The organism is Tistlia consotensis USBA 355 (assembly GCF_900177295.1).
Lineage (GTDB): Bacteria > Pseudomonadota > Alphaproteobacteria > Kiloniellales > DSM-21159 > Tistlia > Tistlia consotensis.
Window position 1 is genome coordinate 1 of sequence record NZ_FWZX01000053.1, and the last position, 16949, is coordinate 16949.

Genomic DNA, 16949 nt, shown 5'->3' on the forward strand with positions numbered 1-16949 from the left:
ATGCACGGCCCGGCCTTCCTCGCTTATGTCGAGCAGGTCCTGGTGCCGAGCCTGAGCGCCGGCGACATCGTCGTCATGGATAACCTGCCCGCCCACAAGAGCGCCGCCGTGCGTCAAGCCATCGAAGGCGCCGGCGCCGAGTTGCACTTCCTGCCGGCCTACAGCCCCGACTTCAACCCGATCGAGATGGCCTTCTCCAAGTTCAAGGCCTTCCTCAAGAAGCTCGCTCCCAGGACCGTCGACGACCTCTGGACGGCCATCGCCCAGGGCGTCGAGATCTTCACGCCGGCCGAATGCGAGAACTACTTCGCCGCCGCCGGATATGACTGCGATTGATCGGAAAATGCTCTAGGGCGGGTCTTTTGAATGAATAAGCGAATATTATTGGCGATCGTGATCGAAATCTTCGATCGGGAGACGGCACGTGGCGGAACTGGAGGCCGCGACCGTCCGGGCGCGAGGCGGCTTCGCGGCGCGGGCGGCCGGCCAGGCCTCAGGCGGCCAGGCCCTCGGTGCGGCGGGCCAGCTCGGCGGCCGCCCGCTCGACGACTGCCGGGCCGGCGCCGGGCAGGTGCGCCGCTTCGCTGAGCTGGCGGCGCCAGGCGCGGGCGCCGGGCAGGCCGTTGAACAGGCCGAGGATGTGGCGGGTCATGGCCTTGAGCGGCACGCCCTCGGCGCAGCGCGCCTCCAGGTAGGGCAGCAGGCGCTCGACCACCTCGGGGCGCGTCGGCGCCGGCCCGGCCTCGCCGAAGACGCGGGCGTCGGCCTCGGCCAGGCACCAGGGGTCCTGGTAGGCGGCCCGGCCGATCATCGCGCCGTCGACCGTATCGAGCTGCTCCAGCGCGGCGTCGAGGCCGAGGAGGCCGCCGTTGACGACGATCTCCAGCTCGGGCCGCTCGCGCTTCAGGCGGTGCACCTCGCCGTAGCGCAGCGGCGGGATCTCGCGGTTCTGCTTCGGCGACAGGCCCTGCAGCCAGGCCTTGCGGGCATGCACGGTGAAGGAGCGGCAGCCGCCGATCCCCGAGACCCGGTCGACGAAGCCCAGCAGGTCCTCGTAGGCGTCCTGCTCGTCGATGCCGATCCGGCACTTGACCGTGACCGGCAGGGCGGTCGCCTCGCGCATCGCGGCGACGCAGCGGCCGACCAGCTCGGGCTCGGCCATCAGGCAGGCGCCGAAGCGGCCGTTCTGCACCCGGTCGCTCGGGCAGCCGACGTTGAGGTTGACCTCGTCGTAGCCCCAGTCCTCGGCGATCCGCGCGCAGGCGGCGAGTTCCGCCGGATCCGAGCCGCCGAGCTGCAGGGCCAGCGGGTGCTCGGCCGCATCGAAGGCGAGGAAGCGGTCGCGGTCGCCGTGCAGGATCGCGCCGGTCGTGACCATCTCCGTGTAGAGCAGGGTGCGCCGCGTGATCAGCCGCAGGAAGAAGCGGCAGTGCCGGTCGGTCCAGTCCATCATAGGTGCACAGCACAATCTATGTGATTGATTTTTCGTCTTTTTTTCCATACACTTCAAGTCGTTAGGCCGTGGCGTGTACACCGATTTTGCGACGGAGCACGACGTTTTTCGCCACGGTTTTCGGCTGTCACTGTACACATAGAGGACACGAAATTGGCGACGTTCGTGAAGCTCCCGTCGGGTTCGTGGCGCGCCGTCGTGCGGCGCAAGAGCAAGTACGTCAGCCAGACCTTCCGTCGGAAGGAGGACGCCAAGGCCTGGGCGCTCGAGTCCGAACGTGACATCGACAGGGGCAATGCGCCGACGCCCGCGCGCGTGAAGAGGCTCCAGACCTTCGGCGACCTGATCGACCTCCACATCTCGGACATGAAGGAGGTGGGCAAGGCGCCGGGCCGTTCCAAGGCCGCCACCCTGGATATGCTGAAGCGCGAGCTGGGCTCGCTCAAGATGACGGATCTCGACCGCGAGCGGCTCGTCCGCTTCGGGCGCAAGCGCGCCGCCCAGGGCGCCGGGCCGGTCACCCTCAGCATGGACATCGGCGCGATCCGCCTCGTCGTATCCCATGGCGCGGCTGTCCACGGCTTCCCCGTGTCCGTCGAGCCGATCGACCTGGCGCGGATTGCGCTGAAGCGCCTGGGGCTCGTCGGCAAGAGCAACGAGCGGGATCGCCGGCCTACCGAAGACGAACTGGCCAAGCTGATCGAGCACTTCGACGGCAACGAGCGGCAGATCATCCCCATGGGTCGGATCGTGAAGTTCGCCGTCGCCACGGCGATGCGGCAGGAGGAGATCTGCCGCGTGGTCTGGTCCGATCTCAACGTCCGCACCAAGATGCTCACGATCCGGGACCGCAAGGACCCGCGCGCCAAGAAAGGCAACGATCAGCGCATCCCGCTGCTATCGGTTTCCGGCTACGACCCGCTGGCGCTGATCGAGGAGCAGCGGGCGATCCGCGCCAACGAGGACGACCGGATCTTCTCCTACAACCACAAGTCCATCAGCGCGGCCTTCACGCGGGCCTGCCAGGATCTCGAGATCGAGGACCTGCATTTCCACGACCTCCGTCACGAAGGCACGAGCCGCCTGTTCGAGGCGGGCTTCGAAATCCAGCAGGTTGCGCTCGTCACCGGGCACAAGGACTGGAAGATGCTGCGCCGCTACACCCACCTGAAGCCGGAGGCGCTGCATGCCATCGCCGCAGGGCGGGCCGCCTGACCGGTCTTGAAGAATGTAGCTCTTAGGACTATCTTATGCATCGTCTGGTCGCGATCTGCGAATGAGCATCTACAAGACCAAGGCGTTCGCGCGCTTCGCGCGAAAGGCGGGACTGACGGACGCTCAGCTTGCGGGTGCGGCGGTCCAGGTTGCGAGTGGACACTACGACGCCGATCTCGGCGGTGGCGTCTACAAGCAGCGGGTGGCGCGGGCAGGCGGCGGGAAGTCTGGCGGGTTCCGGACGCTCCTCGCCTTCCGCGCCGGTCGATCGTGCTTCTTCGTCTACGGGTTCGCCAAGAATGCAAAGGCGAACGTGACGGCGAAGGAGCTGGAGGCGTTGCAGGGCTATGCAGCCCTCCTCCTGGGCTATGGAGAGCAAGAGCTGGCCCGCGCGATTGCGGTGGGTGAGGTGGTGAAGTTGGAGCGAGACGCAGATGGCGACGAAGACCCACAGGGCTGAGAGCGACATCCTCGCCACGGTGCACGAGTCCGTGTCGGGGCTGCACAAGGCCGGCCTGGTCGATCAGGCGACGATGCGGAGCTTCGAGGCGCTGTGCCTGACGACGGTGGAGAAGCTGTCCCCGGCGGAGATCCGCGCCTTGCGGGAACGCGAGCAGGTGTCCCAGGCCGTCTTCTCGCGCTACCTGAACGTCCGAAAGGACGCGGTCAGCAAGTGGGAGCGCGGCGAGAAGCACCCCGACGGTCCGTCGCTCAAGCTTCTGAACCTGGTGAAGGCGAAGGGGCTTCAGGCGATCGCCTGAACGCTCTCATCGATTGCTCGCGGCCGGTCAGGGCCTCCAGCATCAGGTAGAGCGCGATCGGAGTGCCCGAGAGCGCCATGGCGCCGACCAAACGCCCCCACGAATACGCAGGCGCAGTGGACGTCGCGATCGCGCCGATCCACGGCAGGAACAGCAAGCCGTCTCTCCATCGCAAGAAGCGCTCCCGAGACCGGACCGGCGGGGCGGTCATGATCGCTGACACCGACGTTTGGCATCCTCCGCGCACGCCTTGACCAGGCCGACGACGGCGGCCCGAACGCGAGGGCTGATGCACACGAAGGCCCCGGCGAGCTCGACGCCTCCGGTCACGCTGAACAGGGCGTCGTTCCGAGCGACCGTGGGGTCCGACTTCGTCGCGCCGGTTTCGGCGGAAGGATCGTCCAAGCCCTCGAAGAAGAACTCCAGTGGCGTCGCGAGCGCCTGGGCGATCCGGTAGAGCTTGGAGACGCTGATCCGGTTGTGGCCGCGCTCGTATTTCTGGACCTGCTGGAACGTCACGCCGATCCGTTCCGCCAGCACTCCCTGGCTGATACCGAGGACCTTCCGGCGCGCTCGAACGCGTCGGCCGACATGCACGTCGACCGGGTCCGGACCGGCAAGTTCAGCGCTCATCGTGGCCTCACGCCCGCTCTGCGCGAGAGTATCTCCAGGCGTCTTGATAGCAAGTAAAACTAGCTATAGGACAACTTCCGCTCGCTCACAGGGCGCCGGATGGCGTGATTGTCTCGCCATCCATGAGTCTCAAGGCCGAGCTGGGTCGAGCGATCCGACACCACCGCGAGCGGACTGGTCTCACCCAGCTCCAGCTTGGCGAGGCGATCGGGCGCTCGCTCCAGGCCGTCGGCAACATCGAGCGGGGCAAGAGCTTTCCGGAACTGGAGACGCTGGAGGCGATCGCCCACGCCTTGGACACCCCGGTGCGCGAGTTCTTCCCACGCGAAGATCCGAAGAGCGAGGACGCGATGGAGCGCATACTGGCTCGCGTCACGGCGCTGTCCCCAGGCGAGCGCGAGTGGCTTGACGCGGTGCTGGCGGCGATCCTGCGAAGGCCTGAGGCCCAGCGGCGCATTTCTTAGACGATTGGCAGGTGGAACGCCCGCCACGCGACATAGGCGGATACTCACAACCGCAGGTGAGCTATAACCCTGCCGGCGAGGATCTCCTCGGCAGGCGGATCGCGTGGACTTCGACGTCAAGGACCTCGAGTACTTCGTCTCGGCGGCCGAACATCCGAGCTTCCGGCGCGCCGCCGCCAACGTCGGGGTCCGCCAGTCGGTGCTGAGCCGCCGTATTCGCGCCCTGGAGGACCAGCTCGGCGTCTCCCTGTTCGAGCGGGACCAGTCCGGCGTCCGGCTGACAGTCACGGGACGCCGCCTGCTGCCAAGGGCGAGGTCGAGCCTCTCCGACCTGCGGGCCCTGGCGGAGATCGCCAGCCAGGCGGGGAGGGGAGCGGTCGGGCATCTTCGTATCGGGACGATGCAATCCCTCGGGCCGGGGTTCTTCCGCGACCTGGTGTCCCGATACGCGCAGGACCATCCCGACGTCGACATCGACTACCTCGAGGGCGGGCGGCGAGAACAGCTGGCGCTGCTCAGGGGCCGGCAGCTCGACGTGGGGCTCCTGACGGGCGCTCGCAGCAACGGTCTGGAGGCGACGCCGCTGTGGCGCGAGCGGGTCATGGCGGCCCTGCCTGAAGATCATCCGCTGGCGGACCGCGGCGACCTCGGGTGGGGCGATCTTGGCGACCAGCGCTTCCTGGTGCCGATGAATGAGTCCGGACAGGAGATCCAGGACTTCATTATCCGAAAGCTCTCCGATCGCGGTTTCCGGCCCTCGATCACGGGTCACCAGGTCAGCCGCGAGCTCCTCATGCATCTGGTCGGTCTGGGGCTCGGGGTCGCCCTGACGAGCGAGGCGGCCGCAGGCGTGCACTACGCGGGCGTCGTGTTCAGGCCGCTGAGCGGACCCGACGACCTGCTGCAATTCAGCGCCGTCTGGTCGCGCGACAACGACAACCCCGCGCTTCGGCGGTTCATCAGTCTCGCCAGATCGATGGCCAAGCGCGCCGCACAGCCGGCCAACTAGCCGGCTTGAGCGCCCCGGACCTTCACGGGCGCCTCGCCGCCACGCTTGGCTTTGGCGAACCCGCGGTCCGTGGCCATGAACCGCGCGAGCATCGGGGCGATGAGCTTCGACGGGTCGACCGCCTGGCCGGCCTGCCGCTGCAGCGCCTCTCCGTAGGCCACGAGGTCGCGGTGCACGCCGGCGGGTAGCTCGACGGTGACGCGCACGGGCTTGTCATCGGGAACGATGGAAATCTTGAGCGACATGAGCTCCTCAGGTGGGGAAGGGTTCGAGGACGAGATCCCGCGTGACCATCACGCGGACGGGCGATCCTGGGCGGATCGTCAAGGTGGGCTGGACCTGGAGGCTGCGGCCGACGACCTGCTGGCCCGCCTGGTTCACGCTGCTGGCGAAACCGAAGCGGAACGCCTGGACGAGGTCGCTGCTGTTCTGGTTGACCCCGATGTCCGCGCCAACGCTGAGCAGAGTCGAGACCAGCGCGGCCGAGAACACCTGGCCCCAGTGGTTGTTCACGCCGTCCTCGAGGCCGGCGTATCCCTGCGGGTCGGCCACCGGCTGGCGCTCCAGGACGATCGAGCGACCGCCCGGCAGGATCAGCCTTGTCCAGGCGAGGAGCACGCGCCGCTGGCCGAAGGCGATCTGGCTGTCGTAGGTCCCGATGAGCTTGGAGCCCTGCGGAATCAGCAGGACCTTGCCGGTCGGGCTGTCGTAGACGTTCTCACTCACCTGGGCGATCACCTGGCCCGGCAGGTCGGATCGGATGCCGGTGACGAGGGCCGCGGGGATGACCGAGCCGGCCTGGACCACATAGGGCGATGGCGGAGCCTGCAGCCGCTCGGCACTGACCGTGCGCGGGTCGGATTGGCCGTTCAGGAATGCCTGCTTCCGGTCTTGGAGACCTTGCTCCTCGGGAACCGATGGCGCCGCGCCAGGTTGGCCCGCCGGGACAGCGGTTGGGATCGCGACGGCCGGGTTCGAAACTGCTCCTCCACTGGCGGCGTCGCCGGCGAAGAGCCGGCTGGTCCGGGCGGAATCGCGCTCCTGGTCGAGCTGTTGGGCGGCCTGACTGGCCTGCGGGCTGCCGGCAGTTGGCCCTGACCCGGTCGATGGATCGCCTGCCTGGGCGGCGGCGAGCATCGGAGGGCCGAGGTCGCCCGGCAACGGCGGCCCCAGCTTCGGAGCCGCGGACGCGGTCGAGTAGTCCTTCGGCAATGCCGCCAGGCCCTCCGGCTGGGTCTTGCTGTCGACGGCATAGAGTTCCGGCTTCGCAGCGTGCGCGCCGTGATTACCCATGGCCCAGGCGACCGCGCCGACGATGGCCGCGCTGCCGACGGCGCCGAGGCCGATCAAGACTTTGCGGGAGATCCGCGTGACGGGGATCGGGGCCTGCCGAAGACGCAGCTCGGCCGCGATCTCCTTCTCGGAGGAAGCGATGGGCTTGTTCATGGCCGGTCACCGGGCGTCGGTGCGGACGATCCGCACGCGACGGTCCGCGCCCTTGCCGCCCATGCGCAGCTCGGCGGCCGCGAATAGGCGGTCGACGATCATGTGATGGCCGTCGACCCGGTAGTTGACGAGATCGCCAGTCTTGCCGTTGGCGCCGACCACGAAGAGAGGCGGCATTTCGCCCTGGGCGATCCCAGCAGGGAAGTCGATGAAGACCTGCTGGCCGTCGTCGAAGACCCTGAGCGGCCGCCACGCAACCTTGTCGCCCTTGATCTTGTAGCGGAAGTGCAGCTGGTCGAGGTTGATCCCGCTCGCCACGGGCGTGACGGCGGCAGCTTCGGCGGCGCCTGCCTTCAGCGCCATCAGCTCGTCCTGCGGATAGCGCCAGGAGACCGAGGCCATGTAGGTCTTCTCGGTCGACCTCAGCTCGAGGTGATAGGTGCGCCGGTCGGTGTCGATGACCAGGTTGGTCTCGAGGCCTGGCCGTGTCGGCTTGACGAGGATGTGGACGCGGCGGGATGGGCCCGAGCCGCTCTCGGTGTTGCCCACCACCCAGCGCACCGTGTCGCCGGCCGCGACAGGACCCGTGCCGGAAAGGACCTCGCCCGGCTCGAGCTCGATGTCCGTCACCTCTTCGGGCGCGGCGTAGATCTCGAACAGCGCGCCATCCGACCAGGGGTAGACCTGGATGGCGTTGACGTAGCCGTCGCGCGACGGCTGCACCCGGGCGGCGTCGTTGGCGCGCTCGACACGGCTCGCAGGACTGGAACGTTCAGGCCGCCGGCCATAGCTGGCGTGGATCGGTTTCAGCTGCCCCGGCAAGGGGAGGGGCTGCGAGACCTCCACGACCTTGACCGGGCGCGGTGCCGGCGCCTGAAACACGGCTGCGGTCGCCTTGTCGTAGGAGATCTGCGGGGTGTGGTGGAACACGGCGCAGCCCGGCAGCGCGACGGCGGAAACAAGCGAAGACAGGACGACGAAGGGCGCACGCACTAGCCGAGCTCCTTGGACCAATTGAGGGCGTTGACGAACACGCCGAGCGGGTTCTTGCGAAGCCCGTCGGCGTCGGTTGGAGGTTGCAGCACGACGGTCAGTATGGCCGTCCAGTGCTCGGTCGCGGCGAGCTGGCCATCGTCGTAGCGGCGCTCGACCCAGGCGACGCGGAAGCTGGACGGGGAGTCGCGGATCACGCTCGAGATGTCGACCGCGACCTGGGTCTTGCCGATCTTGCTGAAAGGGTCGTTGGTCCGGGCGTAGTCGTTCAGAGCCAGGGCGCCCTTGTCCGTCGCGTAGTCGTAGGCCCGCAGCCAGTCCTGGCGCAGCACGACCGGGTCTGCCGGGATGGAGCGGACGTCTTCAATGAACTGCGCGAGGTGCCAGGCGATCTGGGGATCGGTCGGGCGATAGCCGGCGGTTGCGGGCGCCACGGCCTGGGCCTCGCCGAGCTTGTCGACCTGCACGACCCAGGGCGTGACGGTCCCGCGCGCCGACTGCCAGACCAGCGCAGCGCTGGTCGCGGCGGTCAGGGCGAGACAACCGAAGGCCATGAGCCGCCAGTTGCGGGCCTGCACCCTGGCCGAGCCGATCCGCTCGTCCCACACCTGGCCGGCCCGCTGATAGGGCGTCTCCGGCTCGGGCATGCGCCCATAGCGGACGTCGGATCGCTTGAAGAAGGTCATGTACGCTCCTCGGACAACGAGACGCCTGTCGATCCGCCGCCGTGGTCGCTCGCCCCGACGGAATGCGCGGCCATGCTGACGCCGTGGGAGACGGCCTGCGCGTTCTCCATCCGCCGCGCCCAGGCGGGAGGCTCGCTTGGGGCAGCTGGTGCACTTCCGCTCGGAGGCGCGGAGGAGCCGCCGCCGGAAGCGGCGGATGCGAAGGTGGGACGGGCGGAGGAACCGCCGCCGCCGAGCGAGCTGGGGCCCGGGCCGCCCGCAGGCGGCGGACGCAGGCCGCCGTCGCCGGAGCCGGTGGGCCCCGGACGGGAGGCGGACGCCAAGGCCGCTCCTCTGCCCGCGAGACCGGCGAGGCCGCCAGCGGCCGCGCGCAGGCCGTAGGCGCCGGCGAGGCCGATCCCGCCGGCCGTCAGCGCCGTGCCCACCGCGGCGCCTGCGCCGAGCTGAGGCGCGCCGGACACCAAACCTGTCGCGATGCCTGGGCCGAAGATGCCCAGGCCTAGAAGGCACAGTGACGCGAGCGCCAGCGACAGGACGTCCTCGATGGTGGACGGTGCACCGCCTGGCGAGGCCTGGGTGAACTGGCTGAACAAGGTCGAGCCGATGCCGACGATGACGGCGAGGACGAGGACCTTCACGCCCGATGCGATGACGTTTCCGAGCACGCGCTCGGCCAGGAAGGCGGTCTTGTTGAAGAGGCCGAACGGGACCAGCACGAACCCGGCCAGGGTGGTCAGCTTGAATTCGATCAGCGTTACGAAGAGCTGCACCGCCAGGATGAAGAAGGCGATGAGGACCAGGAGCCAGCCGACGAACAGGACCACGATCTGGATGAAGTTGTTGAAGAACTCAGGAAAGCCCGACATGTCGTGGATCGCCTGGAGGATCGGGGTTCCGGCGTCGATGCCGGCCTGTGCGAGCTTGCCCGGATGCAGGAAGTCGCTTGCTGACATCCCGCTCCCTGCGGCCTTCAGACCGAGCCCCGAGAACGATTCGAAGATGATCTTCGCCAGGCCGTTGAAGTTGCTGAGGATGAAGGCGAAGAAGCCGACGTAGATGGTCTTCTTGACCAGCCGGGCCACGATCTCCTCGCCCGGCGACCAGGCCCAGAACAGGGCCGCCATCACCACGTCGATCACGACCAGGGTCGAGGCGAGGAAGGCGACCTCGCCGCCCAGCAACCCAAATCCCGAGTCGATGTACCGGGTGAAGACGTCCAGGAAGTGATCGGCGACGCCGGTGTTCATTTGCCGCCTTTCGAGGGCTTCCCGCCCATGAAGTGCTGCCAGTTCTTCTCCCAGGCTGCGCGGCAGGCGGGGTCGCGCTCGGCATCGACGCCGAGTTGCCGGCAGCGTTCGAGCTCGTCAGAAATGGCTGCCGCTGGCGCCGGGCTCGATTGGCGGGATTGATGTCGCGAACAGGCGGCGGTGCTCGCCACGACGGCGGTGGCCAAGAGAGTTAGTGCGATCAGGCGACCGGGATTGATGGGAAACATGGCGCATTTCCTCAGTGGAACATCTGCACCGATTGGGGCTGGTAGCCCTGGCCGGTGCTGAGGAAACGCTGAAACCTCGCTTGCGCGTCGGCCTTGGCCGCAGCTGCGCCGGCGGCGTCGAGGGCCTGGGCGCGCCCCTGCGCCGCGAGCAGCGCGGTCAGGTCGGCGAGTTGCTTGGACTGCAGCGCCAAGAGTTGGTTGCCGGCCTGCGCGGCCTGCAGCACGCCTACCGCGCCCTGGCTGACCGTGACGAGCTGGCCGGCCTGGGCCTGGGTCGACGGCATGGTGGCGACCACGCCGGCCTGGACGTCCATCTCATGCTGGAAGGCGGCCACCGAGTTCAGCCACCTGGCCTGAGCGGAGGCGACGAGCGTCTGGTCGGACGTGCCGGCGCTGATTGTCGTGGGGTAGTTCCGCGCGAACTCCTGATCGACGGCCTGGACGCTGTAGGCGATGCGCGTCGCCTGGCTCAGGAGCGAGCTGATCTGGCCCATCTCCTGCTGCAGGCCCTGCTGGGCCGAATAGGGCAGGCTCGTCAGGTTGCGCCCCTGGTTGACCAGCATCTGGGCCTGGTTCTGCAGCGACTGGATCTGGTTGTTGATCTGCTGAAGCGCCCGGGCCGCCGTCAGGACGTTCTGGGCGTAGTTGCTCGGATCGAAGACGATGAACGCTCGCGCGGAGCCGGTCGCGGCCAAGATGCCGACGAGGGCTGCGCCGAGCAGCGCGGCGGTGCGAACGGGACGCCTGGTCATCACACGGTCTCCAGATTGCGGGCCGAGGTCTGGGGATCCGGGAGCAGCCGGGCCGCCCAGGGCAGCCCGCGGTGGGCAAGCCAAGCGGCGGCGAAGCCCGCTCGGCCGTGCTCGGCCGTGATGCGGGTGATCGCGGCCTGGTCGGTCTTGGACGACGCCGCACAGAGCGCCAGCGCCACGGGCCCGAGGCCGAGCTCGAATAGCCGGTTCCCGCGGCGCGACTGGCAGTAGTAGTCGCGTTTCGGAACCGCGCGGCTCAGGATCTCAATCTGCCGGTCGTTGAGGCCGAAGCGACGGTAGATCTCGGTGATCTGCGGCTCGACCGCGCGCTCGTTCGGGAGGAACAGCCGGGTCGGGCAGCTCTCGACGATCGCGGGCGCGATCGCGCTGGTCTCGATGTCGGCGAGGGATTGTGTGGCGAAGACGACCGATGCGTTCTTCTTCCGCAGGGTCTTCAGCCACTCGCGCAGCTGGGCGCCGAAGGTGGCGTCGTCGAGCGCCAGCCAGCCCTCGTCCACGATGACGAGCGTCGGCCGACCGTCGAGGCGTCCTTCGATCCGGTGGAACAGATAGGCCAGGACGGCTGGAGCGGCTCCGCTTCCGACCAGACCTTCGGTCTCGAAGGCCTGGACGTCCGCCTCGCCGAGGCGCTCGGCTTCCGCGTCGAGCAATCGGCCCCAGGGACCCGCGACCGTATAGGGCTGCAGGGCGCGCTTGAGCGCGTTCGACTGCAGAAGCACGGAAAGGCCGGTGATTGTGCGCTCGGAGGGCGGCGCGGACGCAAGCGAAGCCAGGGCAGACCAGAGGTGCTCCTTCACCTCCGGCGTGACCGCTACGGACTCCCGGCCGAGGATGCCGGCCAGCCATTCTGCGGCCCAGGCCCGCTCGGCCGGCTCGTCGATGTGCGCGAGGGGCTGGAGCGCGACGGCCTCGGCGGCCTGCTCCGACAGCGATCCGCCGAGATCGTGCCAGTCGCCGCCCATGGCGAGGGCCGCGGCGCGGATCGAGCCGCCGAAGTCGAAGGCGAAGACCTGGGCGCCCACATAGCGCCGGAACTGGAACGCCATCAGGGCGAGGAGCACGCTCTTGCCCGCGCCCGTGGGCCCGGCAACTACCGTGTGGCCCACGTCGCCGACGTGGAGGGAGAACCGGAAAGGCGTCGAGGCCTCGGTCTTGCCGAACAGCAGCGGCGGCCCGTCCAGGTGCTCGTTGCGCTCCGGCCCGGCCCAGACCGCCGAGAGCGGGATCATGTGGGCGAGGTTCAGCGTGGAGATCGGCGGCTGGCGCACGTTGGCATAGGCATGGCCGGGCAGGGAGCCCAGCCAGGCTTCGACGGCGTTCACCGTCTCCACCATGCAGGTGAAGTCGCGCCCTTGGATGGTCTTCTCCACCAGGCGGAGCTTGGCGTCCGCGCTCGCGGCGTCCTCGTCCCACACCGTCACCATCGCGGTGACATAGGCCTGGCTGACGAGGTCGGAGCCGAGGTCCTGCAGCGCGGCGTCGGCGTCCAGCGCCTTGTTGTCGGCGTCGGTGTCGAGGAGGGCGGACGCCTCGTTGGTCATCACCTCCTTTAGGATGGCGGCCACGGACTTGCGCTTGGAGAACCATTGCCGTCGGATCCTGGAGACCAGCCTGGCGGCGTCGGTCTTGTCGAGGCAGATCGCCCGCGTGGACCAGCGATAGGGGAAGGCGAGCCGGTTCAGCTCGTCCAGCAATCCGGGCCAGGTCGAGGTCGGAAACCCGGTGACGGTCAGCACGCGCAGGTGCGTCCGGCCGAGGCGCGGCTCCAGCCCGCCCGCGAGCGGCTGGTCCGCGAGCACCGCGTCCAGGTACATCGGCGTTTCCGGCACGCGGACGCGATGCCGGCTCGTCGAGACCGTCGAATGCAGGTAGGTCAGGGTCTCTGCGTCGGTGAGCCATGCGGCCTCGGGCACGAAACCCTCGATCAGGGCCAGCACGCGGCTCGTCCGGTCCACGAAGCCGGCCAGGACGCCGCGCCAGTCGACCTTGCGCTCGACGGCGCCCTCGTAGAGCCAGCGTTCCGCCCGGGCGGCGTCCTCGGCCGGCGGCAGGTAGAGGAACGTGAGGAAGTAGCTGCTCTCGAAGTGAGCGCCGGCCTCTTCGAACTGCGCCTTCCGCTCCTGGTCGACCAGCTGCGAGACGGGGTCGGGGAAGCTGCTTTCCGGATAGGTCTGCGTCGGATTCCGCTGGGCCTCGACGAAGATGGCCCAGCCCGAGCCGAGGCGTCGGAAGGCGTTGTTCAGGCGTCCGGCCGCCGCCACCAGCTCGGCCGCCGTGGCGGAGTCGAGATCGGGTCCGCGGAAGCGCGCGGTTCGCTGGAAGGCCCCGTCCTTGTTCAGCACGACGCCGGGCGCGACCAGCGCCACCCAGGGCAGGAAGTCGGCGAGGCAGGCGCTGCGCTTGCGGTATTCGCGAAGGTCGAACATCGGCGGCTCAGATGGAGAGATGCGGCGGGATGCGGACGTGGCGTCGCGTGACCTCCACGGACTGCGGGTCGCGCTTGGCCGCCCAGACGGCGGCGGCGTGGCCGATCAGCCAGATGACCAGGCCGGCGATCCAGAGGCGCAAGCCGAGGCCGAGCGCCGCCGCCAGCGTGCCGTTCAGGATCGCCACCGAGCGCGGTGCGCCGGCGAGGAGGATCGGCTCGGTCAGCGCGCGATGGACCGGCGCCTCGAAGCCGGGGATGGCGGTCGGGGTTTCCATCAGATCACCGCCCCGCCGCCGAAGCTGAAGAAGCTCAGGAAGAAGCTGGACGCGGCGAAGGCGATGGAGAGGCCGAACACGATCTGGATCAGGCGGCGGAAGCCGCCCGAGGTGTCGCCGAAGGCCAGGGTCAGCCCGGTGGTGATGATGATGATCACCGAGATGATCTTGGCGACGGGGCCTTCGATCGAATCCAGGATCTTCTGGAGCGGCGCCTCCCACGGCATGGACGAGCCGGCCGCGTAGGCCGGCGCAGTCATCAGCGCGACGTAGGCGAAGGCCCAAGCGGCGGCAGCCCGCCGGGCGAGCGCACGGGTGGTCATTCGGAAGCTCCTTGGGGATCGGCGGAAAGGGAGGTGAGAAGCGGCCGCAGGGCGTAGTCGCCGGCCCGATCCAGGCCTTCGACGGCAGCGAGCTCGGAGAGCCGCCGCTCGGCGCCGCGGCCGGACAGGACGGCGATCACGTCAATGGTCTCCGCGATCAGCGCGCGGGGGACGGTCACCACCGCTTCCTGAACCAGCTGCTCGAGCCGGCGCAGCGCGCCCAGCGCCGTCCCGGCATGGATGGTGCCGATGCCGCCGGGATGGCCTGTCCCCCAGGCCTTCAGCAGGTCGAGGGCTTCGGCTCCGCGGACTTCGCCAATCGGAATCCGATCCGGCCGGAGCCGCAGCGACGATCGCACCAAGTCCGAGAGCGAGGCGACGCCGTCCTTGGTGCGCAGCGCGACGAGATTGGGCGCGGCGCATTGGAGCTCGCGGGTGTCCTCGATCAGGACGATCCGGTCACCCGTCCGGGCGACCTCGGCCAGCAGGGCGTTGACGAGCGTCGTCTTGCCCGTCGATGTGCCGCCCGCGACCAGCACATTGCGCCGCTCGGCGACGGCGAGACTCAGGAGGCCGGCAGCCTCGGATGTCATGATCCCGCCGGCGACGTAGTCTTCCAGCCGGAACACGGCGACTGCCGGTTTGCGGATCGCGAACGCTGGTGCGGCCACGACGGGTGGGAGAAGCCCCTCGAACCGTTCGCCTGTTTCGGGCAGCTCCGCCGACACTCGTGGCTGCTCGGGATGGACTTCGGCGCCGACGTGGTGCGCGACCAGGCGGATGATCCGCTCGCCGTCGGCCGCGCTGAGGTCCACGCCGGTGTCAGCTAGGCCGCTCGACAGGCGATCCAGCCAGAGGCGGCCGTCCGGGTTCAGCATCACCTCGACGATCGCCGGATCCTCGAGCCAGCCGGCGATCGCCGGCCCGAGCGCCGTGCGCAGCATCCTGGCGCCGCGCACCGTGACGTCGGTTCGAAGGGTTGAGACGCTCACGGCCGGCTCCCGCGTTCGATCGTGATGACGACCGAAACGAGGCGACTAATGAGGCGCGAAAAACGTCCGCTTCAACAAGGGACTAGGCGTAGTAGGGCCTTGGCGCATGAATACAGGAAATCGGCGACCAGCCGATGGTACGTGTGCCCATGGAACCTAAGACAGGCCCGCACTATGGATTGAGCGAGGCCTAGCGGCTTTCGAGGAACTGATAGGTGAAATGGGAACCATACAACCTCGTCAAGGCGGATAGAGCGCTTGGGGGTACCCTCGGAGCGCACAGGCTGGATCTGGTGAAGATTCTGCACAGCGTGCCCGCCGCGCGCCGTAAGGCATTCTTTTCGCCACAGCAGTGCCGCTCGATGGTAGCCCGCCTTACCCAACTCCGTGCGCTGTGGTCGCGAGATTATGACGGGGAGCAATACTCGTTCCCGGACAACTTCTACGCCCGAGCGAACGGTCGAGGGCAGAAGGCTTATTTTTCGAATCGTGCAGAAGCTAATGCGCGGATGTCCGAGCATTTCCCAGGCGAGCGCCAACAACTCCTCGCCTATCTAACCAACCTCTTGCCGGGACGGCACGTAAGAGTGCGGCCGGGATGGCTTGGCCCCGCGTTCGTCATCTTTCCTGCTGGCGAACTTCTGTCGCACGAGCCAGGCCCGGTCCACATCGACCTTGAAGGACTCACTGGCCTGGACCTCAAAGCCAGGGAAGCGAGCTTCTTTTCGGTGATTTGCATGATCCAGCCGGCCCAAGAAGGCGGCGGCGTGCGTCTTTGGAACCGGCGGTTTGGCGGCACCAGAGAACAGGAAGATGAGTTCCTCGATGCGGCCCGCAGAGCTCCGAATGAAGCCGTCGAGGTGAACTACGACGTCGGCGACTTTCTCGCGATCAACTCGCTCTCGCCGCATCAGATTCTGAAGTTCGGGGGGGGCCGCGATCGCATTACGCTCAATGCCTTCGCTGTCGCCGATGCCACCTCCTGCGACGTTTGGTTTTGAGCGCCGTCAGGCGCGGACTCTCGGCAGCATCGCGATCTCGCTTGTCTCGCCTCGGACAACCAGCGATATTTGAAGGTCGTCGGGTGCGGGGCGACCGCCATGGGTCAGCTTTGCCCTTTGAGTGACGAGATCACTCGGAAACGGGCCTGGAACTCATGTCCAACAACCGCCTGGAGTTTGCATCTGAGCTGCTCGGACAGCCGTTGGCAGCAAGCGAGCAGGTCGCTTCGCTATTTCCGTTCAAGTTGTCGCGGTTTCTTACCGATAGGATGCGCGATGGCACCTATTCGTTGGCGGCCGCTCGCCAATACCTCCCCGATGCGCGGGAACTGATCGAAGCCCCCGCCTCGATCTTCGATCCCTGCAACGAGGGTTCATTCAAGGTCGCGGATCAGGTCATCCAACGATACGAAAACCGGGCCGCGTTGATCGCAACCCACCACTGCCTTGTTTACTGTCGCTTTTGTTTCCGCCGCGATTTCGTAGGGTACAAGGAAAGTAAGATTGCCAACGACGCGCTTGAGAGCGGGGTTCGTTATATCGAAGAAAGTCCCGCGAACCGCGATGTCCTTCTCACCGGTGGTGATCCTCTCGCGTTACCGAACCGGCAACTGATCCCGCTCCTCCAGCGGCTTTCCGCCATTCCTCATCTCAAGGTTATCCGCGTCCATTCGCGAGCGCTCTCCGTCCAGCCGGATCGTAAGCGCTTAGGCGATGCCCTTTGGCTTCGGGCTTGACGCCTTGCGGAAGTTCCAGGGCATGAGGTCTTCGACCCTGCTCTGCGGGTGGCCGTTGAGGATGGCCTCCAGGATTTCGGCGAGATAGGCGACCGGGTTGACGTCGCTGAGCTTGCAGGTGGCGACAATGGAGGCTAGCAGCGCCCAGTTCTCTGCTCCGATCTCGTGTCCCGCAAAGAGCGCATTCTTTCTTGTGAGGGCCACCGGCCTGATGGCGTTCTCGACCGGGTTGGTATCCAGTTCCAGTCGGCCGTCCTCAAGGAAG

General features: G+C 67.8%; 22 protein-coding genes. 8 read left to right on the plus strand and 14 right to left on the minus strand.

Annotated features, from left to right (window positions below):
- Positions 1-336, plus strand: a 336-nt coding sequence (locus B9O00_RS31365) for a transposase (protein WP_085127276.1), incomplete at its 5' end; no start/stop codon positions are given.
- 157 nt (positions 337-493) lie between these two features.
- Here B9O00_RS31365 and dusA read toward each other — a convergent pair.
- Positions 494-1501 carry a tRNA dihydrouridine(20/20a) synthase DusA gene (gene dusA / locus B9O00_RS31370; protein WP_085127278.1) on the minus strand — a complete coding sequence of 336 codons (1008 nt, stop codon included), beginning with the start codon at positions 1499-1501 and terminating at the stop codon, positions 494-496.
- A gap of 105 nt (positions 1502-1606) precedes the next feature.
- On the opposite strand from dusA, the gene B9O00_RS31375 reads away from it, so the two are divergent.
- The 3 genes from B9O00_RS31375 to B9O00_RS31385 all read left to right on the plus strand — a co-directional run bounded on the left by B9O00_RS31375 (position 1607) and on the right by B9O00_RS31385 (position 3429).
- Positions 1607-2668, plus strand: coding sequence for a site-specific integrase (locus B9O00_RS31375; protein WP_085127280.1), 1062 nt, complete (start codon positions 1607-1609; stop codon positions 2666-2668).
- Positions 2669-2729: 61 nt separating this feature from the next.
- Complete coding sequence (locus tag B9O00_RS31380; protein ID WP_085127282.1) at positions 2730-3128, plus strand: type II toxin-antitoxin system RelE/ParE family toxin; 399 nt, start codon at positions 2730-2732, stop codon at positions 3126-3128.
- Positions 3103-3429: a helix-turn-helix domain-containing protein gene (locus B9O00_RS31385; protein WP_085127285.1), complete on the plus strand. Its 327-nt coding sequence runs from the start codon at positions 3103-3105 to the stop codon at positions 3427-3429. Before B9O00_RS31380 ends, B9O00_RS31385 begins: the two co-directional genes overlap by 26 nt.
- Positions 3430-3636: 207 nt before the next feature.
- Here the strand turns inward: B9O00_RS31385 and B9O00_RS31390 are convergent, their stop codons facing one another.
- Positions 3637-4062 (minus strand): helix-turn-helix domain-containing protein, encoded by a 426-nt coding sequence (locus B9O00_RS31390; protein WP_085127287.1) that lies wholly within the window; start codon positions 4060-4062, stop codon positions 3637-3639.
- A gap of 122 nt (positions 4063-4184) precedes the next feature.
- Here B9O00_RS31390 and B9O00_RS31395 point away from each other — a divergent pair, with 122 nt between their 5' ends.
- Together B9O00_RS31395 and B9O00_RS31400 are read left to right on the plus strand one after the other, a co-directional pair.
- Positions 4185-4526: a helix-turn-helix transcriptional regulator gene (locus tag B9O00_RS31395; RefSeq protein WP_085127289.1), complete on the plus strand. Its 342-nt coding sequence runs from the start codon at positions 4185-4187 to the stop codon at positions 4524-4526.
- 103 nt (positions 4527-4629) lie between these two features.
- Positions 4630-5535 carry a LysR family transcriptional regulator gene (locus tag B9O00_RS31400; RefSeq protein ID WP_085127291.1) on the plus strand — a complete coding sequence of 302 codons (906 nt, stop codon included), beginning with the start codon at positions 4630-4632 and terminating at the stop codon, positions 5533-5535.
- On the opposite strand, the gene B9O00_RS31405 is transcribed toward B9O00_RS31400, so the two are convergent.
- From B9O00_RS31405 to trbB, 11 genes are read right to left on the minus strand one after another with little or no spacing between them, the layout of a single operon-like run.
- Positions 5532-5780, minus strand: a complete 249-nt coding sequence (locus B9O00_RS31405) for a DUF2274 domain-containing protein (protein WP_085127293.1) — start codon at positions 5778-5780, stop codon at positions 5532-5534. The genes B9O00_RS31400 and B9O00_RS31405 overlap by 4 nt on opposite strands.
- Positions 5781-5787: 7 nt before the next feature.
- The gene (locus B9O00_RS31410; protein WP_085127295.1) at positions 5788-6981 is read right to left on the minus strand and encodes a TrbI/VirB10 family protein; all 1194 of its coding nucleotides are present in this window, start codon (positions 6979-6981) and stop codon (positions 5788-5790) included.
- 6 nt (positions 6982-6987) lie between these two features.
- Positions 6988-7974 carry a P-type conjugative transfer protein TrbG gene (trbG, locus tag B9O00_RS31415; protein ID WP_200808725.1) on the minus strand — a complete coding sequence of 329 codons (987 nt, stop codon included), beginning with the start codon at positions 7972-7974 and terminating at the stop codon, positions 6988-6990.
- Entirely contained in the window at positions 7974-8660 is a 687-nt protein-coding gene (gene trbF, locus B9O00_RS31420) for a conjugal transfer protein TrbF (RefSeq protein WP_085127299.1), read from the minus strand. Before trbF ends, trbG begins: the two co-directional genes overlap by 1 nt.
- Positions 8657-9907, minus strand: a complete 1251-nt coding sequence (gene trbL, locus B9O00_RS31425) for a P-type conjugative transfer protein TrbL (protein WP_085127301.1) — start codon at positions 9905-9907, stop codon at positions 8657-8659. Before trbL ends, trbF begins: the two co-directional genes overlap by 4 nt.
- Positions 9904-10155 (minus strand): putative entry exclusion protein TrbK-alt, encoded by a 252-nt coding sequence (gene trbK-alt, locus B9O00_RS31430; protein ID WP_085127303.1) that lies wholly within the window; start codon positions 10153-10155, stop codon positions 9904-9906. The genes trbL and trbK-alt overlap by 4 nt, the downstream gene beginning before the upstream one ends.
- Before the next feature lie 11 nt (positions 10156-10166).
- Complete coding sequence (trbJ, locus tag B9O00_RS31435; protein WP_089229865.1) at positions 10167-10907, minus strand: P-type conjugative transfer protein TrbJ; 741 nt, start codon at positions 10905-10907, stop codon at positions 10167-10169.
- Positions 10907-13354 (minus strand): conjugal transfer protein TrbE, encoded by a 2448-nt coding sequence (gene trbE / locus B9O00_RS31440; RefSeq protein ID WP_085127309.1) that lies wholly within the window; start codon positions 13352-13354, stop codon positions 10907-10909. The genes trbJ and trbE overlap by 1 nt, the downstream gene beginning before the upstream one ends.
- Before the next feature lie 7 nt (positions 13355-13361).
- A complete protein-coding gene (locus B9O00_RS31445) occupies positions 13362-13631 on the minus strand; it encodes a VirB3 family type IV secretion system protein (RefSeq protein ID WP_085127312.1) in 270 nt (89 codons plus the stop codon).
- Entirely contained in the window at positions 13631-13954 is a 324-nt protein-coding gene (locus B9O00_RS31450; RefSeq protein ID WP_085127314.1) for a TrbC/VirB2 family type IV secretion system protein, read from the minus strand. The genes B9O00_RS31445 and B9O00_RS31450 overlap by 1 nt, the downstream gene beginning before the upstream one ends.
- Complete coding sequence (gene trbB / locus B9O00_RS31455; protein ID WP_437123438.1) at positions 13951-14898, minus strand: P-type conjugative transfer ATPase TrbB; 948 nt, start codon at positions 14896-14898, stop codon at positions 13951-13953. Before trbB ends, B9O00_RS31450 begins: the two co-directional genes overlap by 4 nt.
- Before the next feature lie 341 nt (positions 14899-15239).
- Here trbB and B9O00_RS31460 point away from each other — a divergent pair, with 341 nt between their 5' ends.
- Positions 15240-15947: a hypothetical protein gene (locus B9O00_RS31460; protein ID WP_143596432.1), complete on the plus strand. Its 708-nt coding sequence runs from the start codon at positions 15240-15242 to the stop codon at positions 15945-15947.
- Between the two features lie 155 nt (positions 15948-16102).
- Positions 16103-16684: a 4Fe-4S cluster-binding domain-containing protein gene (locus tag B9O00_RS31465; RefSeq protein WP_085127321.1), complete on the plus strand. Its 582-nt coding sequence runs from the start codon at positions 16103-16105 to the stop codon at positions 16682-16684.
- On the opposite strand, the gene B9O00_RS31470 is transcribed toward B9O00_RS31465, so the two are convergent.
- Positions 16655-16949, minus strand: a 295-nt coding sequence (locus B9O00_RS31470; RefSeq protein WP_143596433.1) for a transposase domain-containing protein, incomplete at its 5' end; no start/stop codon positions are given. The genes B9O00_RS31465 and B9O00_RS31470 overlap by 30 nt on opposite strands.

Coding starts and splice junctions, on each gene's coding strand:
- trbK-alt (WP_085127303.1), bottom strand. CDS start 10,155: ATGTTTCCCATCAATCCCGGTCGCCTGATCGCACTAACTCTCTTGGCC.
- trbL (WP_085127301.1), bottom strand. CDS start 9,907: ATGAACACCGGCGTCGCCGATCACTTCCTGGACGTCTTCACCCGGTAC.
- B9O00_RS31410 (WP_085127295.1), bottom strand. CDS start 6,981: ATGAACAAGCCCATCGCTTCCTCCGAGAAGGAGATCGCGGCCGAGCTG.
- B9O00_RS31450 (WP_085127314.1), bottom strand. CDS start 13,954: ATGACCACCCGTGCGCTCGCCCGGCGGGCTGCCGCCGCTTGGGCCTTC.
- B9O00_RS31445 (WP_085127312.1), bottom strand. CDS start 13,631: ATGGAAACCCCGACCGCCATCCCCGGCTTCGAGGCGCCGGTCCATCGC.
- B9O00_RS31465 (WP_085127321.1), top strand. CDS start 16,103: ATGTCCAACAACCGCCTGGAGTTTGCATCTGAGCTGCTCGGACAGCCG.
- dusA (WP_085127278.1), bottom strand. CDS start 1,501: ATGGAAAAAAAGACGAAAAATCAATCACATAGATTGTGCTGTGCACCT.
- trbF (WP_085127299.1), bottom strand. CDS start 8,660: ATGACCTTCTTCAAGCGATCCGACGTCCGCTATGGGCGCATGCCCGAG.
- B9O00_RS31385 (WP_085127285.1), top strand. CDS start 3,103: ATGGCGACGAAGACCCACAGGGCTGAGAGCGACATCCTCGCCACGGTG.
- B9O00_RS31380 (WP_085127282.1), top strand. CDS start 2,730: ATGAGCATCTACAAGACCAAGGCGTTCGCGCGCTTCGCGCGAAAGGCG.
- B9O00_RS31405 (WP_085127293.1), bottom strand. CDS start 5,780: ATGTCGCTCAAGATTTCCATCGTTCCCGATGACAAGCCCGTGCGCGTC.
- trbB (WP_437123438.1), bottom strand. CDS start 14,898: ATGCTGCGCACGGCGCTCGGGCCGGCGATCGCCGGCTGGCTCGAGGAT.
- B9O00_RS31390 (WP_085127287.1), bottom strand. CDS start 4,062: ATGAGCGCTGAACTTGCCGGTCCGGACCCGGTCGACGTGCATGTCGGC.
- trbE (WP_085127309.1), bottom strand. CDS start 13,354: ATGTTCGACCTTCGCGAATACCGCAAGCGCAGCGCCTGCCTCGCCGAC.
- trbJ (WP_089229865.1), bottom strand. CDS start 10,907: ATGACCAGGCGTCCCGTTCGCACCGCCGCGCTGCTCGGCGCAGCCCTC.
- B9O00_RS31395 (WP_085127289.1), top strand. CDS start 4,185: ATGAGTCTCAAGGCCGAGCTGGGTCGAGCGATCCGACACCACCGCGAG.